This window comes from uncultured Acinetobacter sp., from assembly GCF_947624825.1.
Taxonomy (GTDB): Bacteria; Pseudomonadota; Gammaproteobacteria; order Pseudomonadales; family Moraxellaceae; genus Acinetobacter.
On sequence record NZ_CANQLZ010000056.1, the window covers coordinates 1 to 14,514 of the forward strand.

At 41.6% G+C, this 14,514-nt stretch carries 13 protein-coding genes; 6 read left to right on the forward strand and 7 right to left on the reverse strand.

Annotation, left to right across the window (positions count from 1 at the left end):
- Positions 1-220 precede the first annotated feature (220 nt).
- From Q0017_RS11370 to Q0017_RS11380, 3 genes are all read left to right on the forward strand, one after another.
- Complete coding sequence (locus tag Q0017_RS11370; protein WP_298146811.1) at positions 221-565, forward strand: hypothetical protein; 345 nt, start codon at positions 221-223, stop codon at positions 563-565.
- Positions 566-782: 217 nt separating this feature from the next.
- Entirely contained in the window at positions 783-1,994 is a 1,212-nt protein-coding gene (locus tag Q0017_RS11375; protein WP_298146834.1) for a YeeE/YedE family protein, read from the forward strand.
- Positions 1,995-2,135: 141 nt separating this feature from the next.
- Complete coding sequence (locus tag Q0017_RS11380; protein WP_298146837.1) at positions 2,136-3,182, forward strand: nitronate monooxygenase family protein; 1,047 nt, start codon at positions 2,136-2,138, stop codon at positions 3,180-3,182.
- A gap of 60 nt (positions 3,183-3,242) precedes the next feature.
- Here the strand turns inward: Q0017_RS11380 and dusB are convergent, their stop codons facing one another.
- The gene (gene dusB / locus Q0017_RS11385) at positions 3,243-4,265 is read right to left on the reverse strand and encodes a tRNA dihydrouridine synthase DusB (RefSeq protein WP_298146840.1); all 1,023 of its coding nucleotides are present in this window, start codon (positions 4,263-4,265) and stop codon (positions 3,243-3,245) included.
- An 81-nt stretch (positions 4,266-4,346) separates the two neighbouring features.
- Here dusB and Q0017_RS11390 point away from each other — a divergent pair, with 81 nt between their 5' ends.
- The gene (locus tag Q0017_RS11390; RefSeq protein ID WP_298146843.1) at positions 4,347-5,537 is read left to right on the forward strand and encodes a DUF1615 family protein; all 1,191 of its coding nucleotides are present in this window, start codon (positions 4,347-4,349) and stop codon (positions 5,535-5,537) included.
- On the forward strand, positions 5,504-6,145 hold the full coding sequence (locus tag Q0017_RS11395; RefSeq protein WP_298146846.1) for an HAD-IB family phosphatase: 642 nt from the start codon (positions 5,504-5,506) through the stop codon (positions 6,143-6,145). The genes Q0017_RS11390 and Q0017_RS11395 overlap by 34 nt, the downstream gene beginning before the upstream one ends.
- A gap of 34 nt (positions 6,146-6,179) precedes the next feature.
- Here the strand turns inward: Q0017_RS11395 and Q0017_RS11400 are convergent, their stop codons facing one another.
- Positions 6,180-7,274 carry an acyl-CoA desaturase gene (locus tag Q0017_RS11400; RefSeq protein WP_298146849.1) on the reverse strand — a complete coding sequence of 365 codons (1,095 nt, stop codon included), beginning with the start codon at positions 7,272-7,274 and terminating at the stop codon, positions 6,180-6,182.
- A 17-nt stretch (positions 7,275-7,291) separates the two neighbouring features.
- Positions 7,292-8,356 carry a ferredoxin reductase gene (locus tag Q0017_RS11405; RefSeq protein WP_298146853.1) on the reverse strand — a complete coding sequence of 355 codons (1,065 nt, stop codon included), beginning with the start codon at positions 8,354-8,356 and terminating at the stop codon, positions 7,292-7,294.
- A 158-nt stretch (positions 8,357-8,514) separates the two neighbouring features.
- On the opposite strand from Q0017_RS11405, the gene fabR reads away from it, so the two are divergent.
- The gene (fabR, locus tag Q0017_RS11410) at positions 8,515-9,207 is read left to right on the forward strand and encodes an HTH-type transcriptional repressor FabR (RefSeq protein WP_298146856.1); all 693 of its coding nucleotides are present in this window, start codon (positions 8,515-8,517) and stop codon (positions 9,205-9,207) included.
- Between the two features lie 47 nt (positions 9,208-9,254).
- Here the strand turns inward: fabR and rapA are convergent, their stop codons facing one another.
- From rapA to Q0017_RS11430, 4 genes are all read right to left on the reverse strand, one after another.
- Complete coding sequence (gene rapA, locus Q0017_RS11415; RefSeq protein WP_298146859.1) at positions 9,255-12,092, reverse strand: RNA polymerase-associated protein RapA; 2,838 nt, start codon at positions 12,090-12,092, stop codon at positions 9,255-9,257.
- A gap of 119 nt (positions 12,093-12,211) precedes the next feature.
- Entirely contained in the window at positions 12,212-12,856 is a 645-nt protein-coding gene (locus tag Q0017_RS11420) for an RluA family pseudouridine synthase (RefSeq protein ID WP_298146862.1), read from the reverse strand.
- A gap of 119 nt (positions 12,857-12,975) precedes the next feature.
- Positions 12,976-13,674: a phosphopantetheine-binding protein gene (locus tag Q0017_RS11425; RefSeq protein WP_298146865.1), complete on the reverse strand. Its 699-nt coding sequence runs from the start codon at positions 13,672-13,674 to the stop codon at positions 12,976-12,978.
- A 114-nt stretch (positions 13,675-13,788) separates the two neighbouring features.
- Complete coding sequence (locus Q0017_RS11430; protein WP_298146868.1) at positions 13,789-14,385, reverse strand: cold shock domain-containing protein; 597 nt, start codon at positions 14,383-14,385, stop codon at positions 13,789-13,791.
- Between the last annotated feature and the right edge of the window lie 129 nt (positions 14,386-14,514).

Here is a 14,514-nt window from a genome sequence, read left to right on the forward strand (position 1 = left end):
AATCATCATTGCCACAGGTGAAGGTGCTAAAGCATCACTGTCGGCATTTGATTACATCATCCGATCTGGGCAATAAGTCTTAAGCATCAACAAAAGGTCAAGTACTTTAGCACTTGGCCTTTTTTACATTTAATGAACAAATTATCAACTTTATTTTTTTGCTTTTTCAGCATATATTGCCTGTCATCCGGTATGGATCAATAATCATAAGGAATACAACATGAATAAATTAATTTTGGCTTTAGGTTTAGCAGCAACTGTGGCGATGGTGGGTTGTAGTAAAGAAGCACCCCCTGAAACTGGCGCAACCACAGGTCAGCATTTAGAAAATGCAGCTCAACAAGCAGGTCATGATATTCAAGATGCTACTCACAATGCAGCAAATGCAACTGCTACAGCAGTCGACAATGCCGCAACTTCTACCCAACAAGCCGCGCAAAATGCGGTGGTACACGCTGAAAATGCCGCACATAACGCCACAGAAGCAGCCAAAGATGCAACTGCTGCAACTGCCGCTGCGGTTGAACAAGGTGCTGAGAATGTAAAAGAAAAAGCCCAACAGTAATTTTATTTTTTGATAACAAGCCTCTGTTTTTCAGGGGCTTTTATTTTTTTGATAAAAAAAACCAGTGTATATATCGTTTTGTATATCTAATTTTCTAATAAAAATAATCAGAATTACTGAATAATTTTTTATTTAATATACCCTTTTATATAATATTTTTTTATATAAATTGGCTTACAATATGCCCCTTATTTTGGTGGCTATTTTTTCCTGCATTATGTCTATTCTTGCTTCTCCAGCACACCGATCACATAAATCGGTATGGTTCGCTGTTATTTTATTGTTTATAGGTACCATTGGTGCGTACCAAATCGTCGGTATTAATCAAGCACTGCTATTTTTAGTGGGTGGCGCTTTGGGGATGACTTTGTATCATGCCTCATTTGGTTTTACCTCAAGTTGGCGTGTATTTATTAAACAACGTCGTGGTCGTGGCTTACGTGCCCAAATGATTATGCTCGCATTGGCTGTGCTGCTCTTTTTCCCAGCCTTAGGTGCAGGTGAATTATTTGGTCAGGATGTGCGCGGTAACGTCAACCCTATTTCGATGTCTGTTGCAATTGGTGCCTTTATTTTTGGTATTGGTATGCAATTGGGCGGTGGCTGTGCTTCGGGTACTTTATACACCGTAGGCGGTGGTAGCGCACGTATGTTGGTGACCTTACTCTTTTTCTGTATTGGTTCGGTGATTGCCACATCACATGTAGAATGGTGGTTTGCCCTACCGCATTTTCAACCTTTTTCAGTGGTTGAGAATTTTGGGGTGATGCCAGCACTTTTAATGAATTTGGTGTTATTTGCTGTGATCGCAGCCATTACTGTCATTTTTGAAAAGAAACGTCATGGTGGCTTAGAGGTTGAACCTGTATCTGCGCATCAAGGTTGGAAACGCTTTATTCAAGGACCATGGCCATTGGTTTGGGGTGGTATTATTTTAACCCTGCTTAACTTTGCCACCTTAGCTTTGGCAGGTCGTCCATGGGGTGTCACCTCTGCATTGGCACTTTGGGGTGCTAAAGGCGCTGCTTTGGTTGGATTTGATGTCGCTTCTTGGGAATATTGGCAAAAAACCAGCAATGCTAAAGCGTTAGCCAATTCATTGTGGTATGACATTACCTCGATGATGAACTTTGGCATTATGCTTGGTGCTTTATTGGCCGCAAGTCTTGCAGGTAAATTCGCGCCTCATCTGAACATTCCACGTCGTTCACTCATTGCAGCTGTAGTGGGCGGTATTTTGCTCGGTTATGGTGCACGTTTATCTTATGGCTGTAACATTGGTGCCTACTTTAGTGGGATCGCATCGGGTAGTTTACACGGCTGGTTATGGCTGGTATTTGCCTTTATTGGCAACATCCTTGGGGTAAAACTACGCCCACTCTTCTTCCCAGACGAAAAACCACAACCTGAAAAACTAACTGGTTGTTAATCAAAAAGCCCATTTCGATGGGCTTTTTTTAGCACTGTAGCTCCACCATTTAACGCCATGATATTGGTTATTTTATGCGACAGATGCGTTGCTTAATTACCTAAACCTTGGCAAAGTAAGCAGCAATACAGGAGCATTGATATGACCTTACAAGAATTATTACAATTCAAACATCCCATATTTTTAGCCCCTATGGCAGGTGTGACCACCCCGCAACTTGCAGCAGAGGTCAGTAATGCTGGCGGCTTAGGTGCGTTAGGTTTAGGTGCTAGTACCCCAACCCAAGCTTTACAACAAATTTTAGCCACCCAAGCTTTAACGGATGCACCTTTTCAAGTCAATTTCTTTTGTCATCAAACCACTGAGCTAGATGCCAATCAAGCACAAGCTTGGCTCGATTACATGGCGCCTTTTTTTAGCCGTTATCAAGCTACAGCACCCACGGCATTGTCCTGTATTTACCCCAGTTTTTTAGACAACGATGACTATCTCAAAGTGGTCCTTGAAACACGCCCCAAAGCGGTCAGTTTTCATTTTGGTGTTCCGCATCCACAACAAATCCAAGCGCTAAAAGCTGCAGGTATTGTCACTATGGTGTCAGCAACCAATTTAATTGAAGCCAAAGCCATTGAAGCGGCCGGAATTGATGTGATTATCGCGCAAGGCATTGAAGCAGGTGGGCATCGTGGTATATTTAATCAGTATGTAGATAGCGCCATTACCACCAAAGATTTGGTGCAGTTATTTAAAGCCCATTGTCAATTACCGATTGTGGCAGCGGGCGGTATTATGAATGGTCAACATGCTGCCAAAATGTTAAATCTTGGGGCAAGTGCTGTACAAATGGGCACTGCTTTTATTCAATGTAAAAGTTCCAATGCAAGTTCGGCTTATCGTAAAGCCTTATTTCAACAACCCATTACCCAAATTACCAGCAGTATTTCAGGCCGTCCAGCACGTGGTTTAGTGAATCATTGGCATACCCAAGTCGATCAACCAAAACGACCTCAAGTGCCTCCTTATCCATATACCTATGATTTGGCGAAACAACTGCATCAAACGGCAGGTGCGCAAGATGAGCAGCATTTTGCGGCATTTTGGGCGGGCACACGTGTGGCACATATTCGTGCTTTAGAACCTGCTGATCTAATTAATTTGCTGATGTTAGAGATGAAAATGCCGTCTTGAAGTTGACAATAGCATCTGAAAGTTTGCATAAAAAAACCGTCTGTGTGACGGTTTTTTAATTTAAGGTTTGAGTAAATCTATAGATTCGACCTGCACATCACTCATGATTTCACCATAATCAAGCAGTTGATTAAAATATGCTTCTACCCCTTTAAATTGATCTTGGGTAGTTTCAACTTGATACATGTGTTGGCGAAATTCATTGCTTGAGCGCAAACCTTTGGTATACCACGCAATATGTTTACGTGAGATACGACAACCTGAATACTCACCGTAAAATTCATACAGCTCTTGTAAATGCCCCAGCAATACGTCTTTGACTTCTTGAATATTGGGCGCTGCCAATTCTTCGCCCGTCGCTAAGTAGTGTGCAATTTCACGAAAGATCCATGGGCGTCCTTGCGCTGCACGACCAATCATTACTGCATCGGCAGCGGTATAATCGAGCACATATTTGGCTTTTTGTGGGCTATCAATATCACCATTGGCAATGACAGGAATGCTCAGCAGGCTTTTGACTTCTTTAATTAAGTCATAACGTGCGGTGTTTAAATACATATCTTCACGGGTACGCCCATGTAAAGCTAAAGCTGCAATACCGGCTTGTTCGGCGCGCTTGGCGACACGCAAAATATTTTCATGTCCATTTAAATAACCCAAACGGGTTTTTAAAGTCACAGGCACATCCACCGCTGCCACCACAGCATCTAAAATACGTGCCACTAAATCTTCGTCTTGTAACAAGGCCGAGCCTGCCAATTTGTTACAGACTTTTTTAGCAGGACAACCCATATTGATATCAACAATTTGTGCGCCATTAGCCACTTGGTAACGTGCCGCTTCTGCTAAATCATGCGGGTCAGAACCGGCAATTTGTGCAGAAATCGGGGCAAGTTCGCCATCAAAATTAGCACGATACAAGCTCTTTTTACTCATACGCAAGGTTTTATCTGAGGTCATCATTTCACTGACCGCATGCCCTGCGCCAAAGTACTTACATAAGGTACGAAAAGGTCGATCGGTCACACCTGCCATAGGCGCTACGATCAAATTGTTTGACAGTTGGTAGGGACCAATATACATATATATTCTTAACTTTTGCGATATTGTCAGTATACTGCATCTACCTTTTCAGCTCACCTGTTTTACTTTGTGTTTGTGCTTATGAAAAATGTTTATCTCCCTGTTGTTGTCACAGCCCTGAGTTTAAGTTTAGCTGCCTGCGGTGATCGTGGATGGTGGAGCAGCAATGACGAACCCTCTTTGAATGCCCAACAGATTGCCAAACTCATTCCAACGCGCGTACAACAACGTGAGTCTTGGGCCAAAGATATTTATGACATTAGTGAACAATTTGGTATTCCACAGACCAAAGACAATATGTGCAGTATTATTGCTGTCGTTGATCAAGAATCTAACCTTGTAGCCGACCCACAAGTGGCAGGTTTAGGTGCCAAAGCCGTACAAGAAGTTGAAGATCGTTTAGACGAAAAATTTACTGAAAAATTAGGCGAAAAAATTGGTGGTACAGTCGCGGGTTATTTTCAAGATGTCTTAAAAAATCAACCTAGTCCTGAAAACAACTACTTAAGTCAGATGCGTAAAGTGAAGACTGAACGTGAATTAGATGAATTATACCGTGAAATTTTTGCCTATATGGCCAAGCATTACCATGTCAGCGCCTTAACAGGCGCGGCTAAATTGGTGGGGCAAGACATTGGTGAAAAGCTTAACCCCATTACCACTTTAGGTTCTATGCAAGTACATATTAGCTATGCCAAAGCACATAAGCGTCAAGGTGGTAATATGGCTGCTTTACGCAGTGATCTGTATACCCAGTATGGTGGCTTATATTATGGTATTCATCGTTTAATGATGTATCCTGCCGACTACGATCGCGCCATTTATCGTTTTGCTGATTATAATTCAGGCATGTATTCAAGCCGCAATGCTGCTTTTCAAAAAATGCTCAACAGCCTTGCTAATATTAAACTTGATTTAGATGGTGATCTGTTGCTCTACACCAAAGATGGCTCGGAGCGTGCACAAAAAAGTCAATCAGAAACAGCCTTGATTAACTTCTTCGCATTGGAAAAAGTGCTGATTACGCCACGTCAAATTCGCTCAGATTTGAAAAAAGAAAAAGAAAAAAAGTTCGAAGATACCACCACCTATCAAGAAGTTGTGCGCTTGTACCAAGAAAAAACCGGCAAAGCGCCTATGTACGCCATTATGCCTGAGGTGGTTATTTCAGGACCAAAACTGAGCCGTGATTACAACACCAATTGGTTTGCGACCCGGGTCAATGGACGATACGACACATGCATGCAACGCGCCAAACGCATCAAGCTTTAGCCCTATTTGATTTTGATGGCACCTTGTGCCGTCAAGACAGCTTTACCGGTTTTGTTTTTTATGCCCTCAATAAACGGCATATTCTGTGTCGTGGTGTCAAAATTCTGCCACAGATTCAAGCCTATTATCGCAAGCGCTATCCGGCCAATCAAATGCGTGCTACCTTGTTTTATCAGATGTTTAAAGATCAAGATGCTCAACAAATTCAAGCCATAGCACATACTTATGCACAAACCTTAATGACTCAACTTGATAGTCAAATGCTCATTCGCCTCAAACAACATCAACAACAAGGCGATCGCGTGGTTTTGGTGTCTGCTTCATTAGATTTGTATCTACGCCCCTTGTGTGAGTATTTACACATAGATTTAATCTGTACCCAAACCCAAATTCAGGCAGGTCGCCTCACCGGCTATTATCACAGCCCCGATTGTAGCAACTTGCAAAAAAGTTTACGTGTGGCTGCACGTTATGATTTAAGCTGCTACAATTTTATTTATGCCTATGGCAATAGTGAAGAAGACGAAGCCTTACTCAATCTTGCCACCCATCCGTTTATGCTCGGACGTGATCTTGCTTTGCCCAAGTTATATGTTCAATCGGCATAAAAAAACCACCCAAATGGGTGGTTTTTTTGAGTGCTTATTTTTTAAATGGAAAAGCATATTTCACAATACGTTTTATCACGCTACCGTATTGTTTAACCAAGCTGGCATTATTGTAATTTAAGCCGTATTTTTCACACACCGCTTCAACTTTTGGTGCCATTTGACGATAGCGACGCGCTGGAATATCCGGAAATAAATGGTGTTCAATCTGATGACTTAAATGGCCGGTTAAGATATGAAAAGCTTCTGAACCCGTTAAGTTAGACGAACCACGAATCTGACGCATATACCAATGACCACGGCTTTCGTTTTGTAGTACTGTTTTTGGGAATACTTCAACGTCTTTGGTAAAGTGACCACAGAAAATAATACTAAAGGTCCATACATTACGCATGCCATTGGCCACCATGTTACCTGTCAGTACTGGTAATGCAGCAGGTCCTGCAATCAGTGGGAAAAATACATAATCTTTAAACAATTGTTTTGAGATTTTTTTCTTTAATGGCTGCCATTCTTCGTTAAGTTCTTGTTTGGTTTTACGACCCATCCACACCTTACCAATTTCAAGATTTTGAATCGCAACCCCCCATTGGAACAAGGTACAAAATGGTACGCTGTAAATGGGTTGCAGCAAATGCCCCGGCTTCCAACGTTGTTCTGGGAACAAACGTAATAAACCATAGCCAATATCATCATCCATACCTTTAATATTGGTATAGGTATGATGCTTATAGTTATGGGTTTGACGCCAATTGTCTGCTGTACCCACAATATCCCACTCGTAGGTTTGACCATTGAATTTTGGATCATTCATCCAGTCATATTGACCATGGATGACGTTATGACCCAATTCCATGTTCTCTAAAATTTTAGACACACCTAATAAACCTGTGCCCAAAACCCATGCTGGTGGGAACCAACCGGCAAATAAGCACGCACGTCCGGCAATTGAAGTGTAACGAATGGTTGAATAAACTTTACGAATGTACTTGGCATCTTTTTCACCAAGATCATCTAAAACTTCTTGTTTAATCGCATCAAGTTCTTGTGCGAGTTGGTCCAATTCAGCCGGCGTTAATTCGCGGTTTTTTGGATTCTTAAAATATTCAAACTTAACGGGCATATTCATAATAATTTGGGCTCCATTTACAGATCAATAACAAGATCAGACTGCGCAGAATTGATACAAATTTTTAATAAATTGCCCGGTTCAGCATTTTGCTGACCATTGACAATATTTTGCGTGTGACCTTCGACTTTATGGCAGGCGCATTTATTACAAATTCCCATGCGGCAACCATGTTTTGGTTTAATGTTATGCTGCTCAAGACTCACTAAAATGGATTGACCTTTAGCAATACTGAGCACTTGATTGGATTGAGTTAAAGTCACCTGAACAAAACCTGTATCTTCAGTGTTTTGCAAGGTCATGCTAAAAGCTTCAGTTTTGATCTGTTGGGCATGAACAAACAGCTGTTCAGCACGTTGTGCAAAACCAGATGGTCCACAAGCATATACAACAGCTTGCTCAAGTTGTTCAATTAAAGCCACATGACTTTGATCTAAACGAGCAGCTTGCGGAAAGTCTTGGGTGCAAAATAATTCAAACTTAAAGTTATTATATTGCTGAGCCCACGTTTGAAATTGCGTTAAAAATGCAGCATCTGCTTGCGTTTTAACCCAATACATTAAGGTCACGGCTTGATCGGTGATTTGTTGAGTTTGAATCAACTCTTGTAACACGCTATACATTGGCGTGATACCACTACCGGCTGCCAACAACACCAAAGGAGCTGTGGTTTTGGGTAAAGTCATCTCACCAAAGGGCTGACCCAACTCAACAATATCGCCCACTTTGGCTTGCTCAACCAACCATGTGCTGACTTTACCGCCCGGCACTTTTTTCAAGGTTAATAAAACATGTTGCTCGTCAATTTTGCTCAAGCTGTAGCTACGTTCATAACGAATGCCTTGCACCGTTACATAGACCGGATGATGCTGACCAGCCTGCCCCATCTGAAAATGTGGATTGACTTTTAAGGTTAAGCTCACGGTTTCGTGTGCAATGCTGTCTTTAGCGACAATTTTGGCCAAAGGCACTTCAACCGACCAAAGCGGGTTGACTTTTTGCAACCAAAAATCGGCATCGCGTGACTCTAATACCACATTCATTAGACGTTTAAGCGGGGATTTTTTTACTGTTGTATGCATACAGATGCACCAAAACCGATGAGACTTTAATTATTATACACATGTATATATATTTGTATATATATTCAACGTGGCTTTTTTTAGTGACTTGAAACAAATCACAACAAGCTTAGAAAACTCGTTATAATGCCAAAGATGTCTTTATATCCCTAATCATTATGAGCCCGTCTTCAATTTATGCCAGTTCCGATGTGCCCACTGCTGAGCCAATCCTTGCAGAGCCGGTTGTTACGCGTTCTGTAGGACGTAAGGCCACCATTACCAAAGAAGAATTATTCCAAGCGGCACTTAATTTAATTGGGCCTAACAAAAGTATTGCGTCTTTAAGCTTACGCGAAGTCGCGCGGGAAGCGGGTATTGCCCCAAATAGTTTTTACCGTCATTTTAAAGATATTGATGAACTCGCCATTGAGCTGATTGAACGCGCGGGTATTGTACTGCGCCAAATTTTGTATGAAGCACGCTTAAAAGCATCTAAACAAAGCAGTATTGTGCGTACTTCGGTAGAAGTGTTTATTGAGCAGCTTGATGCAGATGATGGTAATTTAAGTTTATTGCTACGCGAAGGTTATACCGGCTCGCAATCGTATAAAGAAGCGGTAGAGCGCCAACTCAACTATTTTCAGCAAGAATTACAAGAAGATTTAATTGTCTTAGAACGGATTAATCGCAGTAAAATTGCTCACCCTGATTTAGTCGCCAAAGCCATTACCCAATTGGTGTTTAATATGGGTGCTAAAGTGATTGATATGCCAAGCGTAGAACGTAAACTGGTAGCTGAACAAACCATGATCATGCTGCGAATGATTTTAGCGGGCGCACGCCATTTAGATGAAGCAAAAATTCGCTAATCTTAACCATAAAAAAAAGCAGCTTAAAAGCTGCTTTTTTTTATGTTTTAAGGTTTGACCACCACCATCACTTGGATGGCTTCTGGCGTCATGCTTAAACCATCTAACAAGCTTAAACCTTCTTGTTGCAATTTCTTTAAGCGAGCAATTTCGTCTTCACGAATACTTGGATTGAACTGTTTAAGATAGGTTAAACGCTCAATTTCGTATTGCCACTTACTGCCATACACTTCTTTGGCTTGTTGCTTAAAAGTTGGCAATGCAGCTTTAGCTAACTCCAATGCTTGAGCATAACGCGCTTCAATGACATCACGGCGCGCTTTCACCACTTGACGGCAGCTATTGCCATCTAAATGATGCAAATATGGCTTTAACACTTCAGGTGCAACCTTTTGCGATAAATCCTGACCTTTTTCACTGAGCAACACACGCACCAATTGCTGCGGTAAGCTTGCTGGTAAATTCAAGGCTTTGGGTGCGACTACATCTACTTTAAACCACACTTCAACCAACACCGAACCTTGTGGTAGTGCCGCCGATTTTAAAATCGCCACGTTAGTACTACCAAAACCTTGCGTATTGATCATTTCCATAACGCTTTCGGTAAATGGATGCTCAAGGGTTAAGTACTGTGCGTCTTCACGAATTTGGGCTTGGTCACGATAGAAGGTCGCAGTCATGCCCTCTTCATCTAAAGTCAAACCTTGCACTTGCATTTGATCCGTTGGCTTAATGATCACCGTACCATTGCTTTGCTCATCAAAATCAATGTTGGTAGATGCCATAAAGCGTTTCATAAACATAGGCAACGTGGTGTTGTCATCGTAGTCTTCAAGCGCATTCACAATCTCTTGTGCCACCATTGGACGACATGAGTTGTATTCTAATAAACGGTCACGCCCTGCTTGTAATTCACGCTCGAGTGCTTCACGCTGAATACTGACCTGTTCAAGGAAATCTTCAAAACGCTGACCTTGGTCGCCAAGTAAACAGTCTTTGAGATCAACAATAAAGTTTTCTTGTAAGGTTTGTGCCGTAGGTGAGATGTTACTAAAGATATTTAAACCTTCGTTATACCAACGGAACATACGCTCTTGCGCTGTGCCGATTAAATAAGGCACATGAATTTGAATACGATTTTCTTGCCCAATACGGTCTAAACGACCAATACGTTGCTCTAAGACATCGGGGTTAGCCGGTAAATCAAATAAAATCAGGTCTGAGGCAAATTGGAAGTTACGCCCTTCTGAACCAATTTCTGAACATAAAAGAATCTGTGCCCCATAAGAATCTTCAGCAAAGTAAGCCGCAGCTTGGTCACGTTCAAGTAAAGTCATGCCTTCATGGAACATTGCAGTACGAATACCGGCATGTAAACGTAATACGTTTTCTAAGGCTTCAACCACAGGACCACTGCGCGCAATCAGCAACACTTTTTTGTGTTTTAAATCAACACGTAGTTTTTCCATCAGCCACATCACGCGTGGATCATGTTCCATCCAAGCACCATCTAGCTGTGCTTCTTCAGGCCACATTTGTTCGCGTAATTTACCGTCTTTTGACCAATGCTCAGGGGCAGGCAATGCCACAGGTTGGCAATCACGCCCCGGAAAACCTTGAATCGCTTCACGGGTGTTACGGAATAAAATACGACCTGTACCATGACGGTCCAGCAATTCATGAATGGCACGGAAACGCTGTTCAGGTTGATCTTCAATGCGATGACCCAATAAAGCTTCAAGCGCAGTTAAATGTTGTTCTTCAAGCGGCAAATCCGACATCAAGACTTCAGCAATTTTCGCTGTATGTTGATATTGCTCTTCTTCATCTAAGAAGCGATCAAGTGAGCTAAAGCGCTGTGAGTCTAGTAAGCGTAAACGGGCAAAATGACTCTCAACACCCAATTGTTCAGGCGTTGCGGTAAGTAACAAAACACCGGCGGTTTGCTGCGCCAGCTCTTCTACTAAGTCATAACGGTCATTACCACCATCTTCTTCGCTCCACATCAAATGATGTGCTTCATCGACCACCAATAAATCAAAACCGGCTTCTAAGGCTTGTTCACGTAAGTCATCGTGGTCAATCATTAAATCGACTGATGCAATAATGCGTTGTTCGGTTAAAAATGGATTTAAATCGGGATCATGTTCTTTAATAGATGCTGTACGGGTTAAATCAAACAATGAAAACTCAAGATTAAAACGACGACGCATTTCAATCATCCACTGATATTGCAGTGAATCAGGCACAAGGACCAAAATACGTTCTGAACGACCGGTTTTGAGTTGTTGATGAATAATTAAACCCGCTTCAATGGTTTTACCTAAACCTACTTCGTCGGCCAACAACACACGCGGCGCAAAACGCTGCCCCACTTCGTGGGCAATATACAATTGATGTGGAATTAAACCCACACGCGAGCCCACTAAACCACGCAATGGACTACTTTGCATATTGGCTTGCATCAGCATCGCTTCAATACGCAGGTCATACCACTCTTTATAGTCAATTTGACTGGCCAATAAACGCTCTAGTGGTTTTGACAATTGAATGGTCGCGCCAATACGAGTTTCGTTTAAAGATTTACGTTCTTCGGTACCATCTTGTAAAGCACGCATCACGTTGTAGCGCAATACACCGCCACGATCTTCAAAGGATTCGACCAACCATGTGGTGCCTTCTTGATCTTGTAATTCATCGCCTGTATTAAAGACAATACGAGATAAAGGCGCATTGCTACGTGCATAGACACGGGTTTCATCGCTTTTAGGAAATAAAATGCTGACCGATCGCTCATCTACATCAATAAGAACACCTAGACCGAGTTCTGTTTCTGTGTCTGACAACCAACGTTGACCAATAGCAAATTGCTGCAATTTTTCCACCTTTATCTATCAAATTGTGACGGCGCTTGACTCTTCATTTGAACAGAAAATGCCGACCTATCGCAATATATTGTCACATAAAGCGCACCAAAAAGTACGCTTATGGATTCCTGTAAAAATTAAAAGGGTACCGGGCAATCAAATGCCACAGCGGTACCATGAAATGGGTGCGAGAAACTCAAATGCGCGGCATGTAAACATAAACGTGGCATTAAGCTTTGCTGTTGTGGCGTGGCATATAAAGTGTCACCAACAATCGGATGACCTAAATACTGCATATGCACACGAAGTTGATGCGAACGTCCTGTAATCGGTTTAAGTTGGACACGCGTTACAGATTGTCCTTGAATTTCAAAATGTTCAAGCGCCTGCCAATGGGTTAAGGCCGGTTTGTCATGCTCGGGCGCCGCAATATGCAGTGGCGGACGGCTTGGATCATAAATCACCGGCACATCGACCACACCCTCGCCTTGTAAGGTACCTGCCACTAAAGCTTGATAAATTTTATCAGTTTGGCGCTCTTGGAATTGACGTGCTATAGATTTTTGCCCCAGTTTGTTTAAAGCAAAAACTAAAATACCTGAGGTATCACGATCTAAGCGGTGAATCAGTAAGGTATTCGGTTCAATCGCCACTAAACGACTGAGTAAACAATCTTGTAAATCTTCGGTTTTGCCAGGAACTGTGAGTAAGCCTGCGGGCTTATGAATCACCATAAAATCCCGATCACGATGAATCAGGTGTTCAGTTAGAAAATTACTCAAGATACCAATCCAAGCTGATCACAAAACAAGGCGGCAATGATAAAAAGCTTAAGCCATAATTACAATGCAGAATTACATAATTGCGCGGCTTTTTTTTGCTTTTCTCGCAAAAAGCCAATTTAAGCTGAATTTAATAAAAATTGTAGCAAATGCTTCACGCTATTGTGCTGTAAAAAATCCTCATAACGGATCTTAGCACCATTGGCGCGCCATAAACCCACTAAGCTGACCATTGCCACCGAATCTAAGCCATAGCTGCGTAAATCTTGGGTCGGGTCTATCTCTAAAGGGTCTAAATCTAATTGCTCGGCAATGGCCAGTAAAATACCCTTCGCCGATAAAATCTGCGCGGTGGGTGCACTCAATGCCCATAAGCGCTTTAAGCTATAGCTATTGATATGGTGCCAACCTTGTTGGCTAATGCTTTGGATATAATGGATATGCTGAGCTTGATTGGAGAGAAAAATTGCATCATCCACCACACAAATCTGTTCCGTGACACTGTGAAAATGCGCCAATAGTGGCTTCAAGGTTGGCGTGATTTTACCTGCAATCATTAACTGGGGGTAATGAAATAATAACTCACCTAAACGCTGCATGCCTTGTTGGGCATCATCACCATGAATTTCTACAATCTTAATCTCTAAAGCTTTGGCTTTTTTAATTAAGCCACTTAAATTCACGAGTAATTCATGTGTAGCATCGTATTGACGTAGCTCATGCATGCCCACCAATAACAGCACCGATTGCGATGAATTGACCGACCATTTGGCTTGTGAAGGGGCCAGTTGAATTTTTTTAGGCATGGGATATAGCATATCAAGTCTCAATACAGCAATAATGATTAAGTTTAAGAGATATTAGCCTCTATATCTAAGTACGTCACAACAAAACTCACTACATCATTTTAAGTTCAAGATGAATTACAGTGACTAAAATTGTCTTTCACATGGCTCACCATCGCCATCACCATCCATTTTAGTTCCTGGACAATTATGAATAAAAAATTTTGCTTCTTCATAAGAACGCATTTCACTGCAATGTGTACGCCCATCGCAACGATATATAGTAGTATTTTTTTGTAAAGAAGTAGTTTGTGTCGCTTGTGCAGGTTGATATTTCAGAGTTTCACGCTGATAAAGACTAACTATCATTGGGATAACAATAACTGCAAATACACCTATTGCAGCAGCACTGATGAATAAATTCAGCACGCTAGAACTTGCTTGAGTTTGAGGTTTTTTCCGAGACTTCAATGGATGACGAATAGTCTGATCATGTGTTTTTTGTATTGTATATTGTGAAGATGGTTCATGTGTTTTCAAATCTAAACGCACAATATTTTCAGCTCTTAAACGCCCATCGTGCTCTACCCTCAAAAATTTTAGTCTTTCTCCCACTTGCGGTAGTTTATGTCGATTCGGGACATCACGAATATGAAAAAATAAATCTTTTTTGTCATGCTCACAACTGATAAATCCAAAACCACGACTTTCATTATAACTTTTAACTTTTCCTTCATACCACATATCAGTTTCTCCGTCCTTTTCCCCAATAGATATTATAAAAACAAATATAAAGTAGACCTCTTGCGAAAGTAAAAAATTGTTTATACTAGTCCCATGAAATATGAAAATTTAACTAGATTTAATGATGGG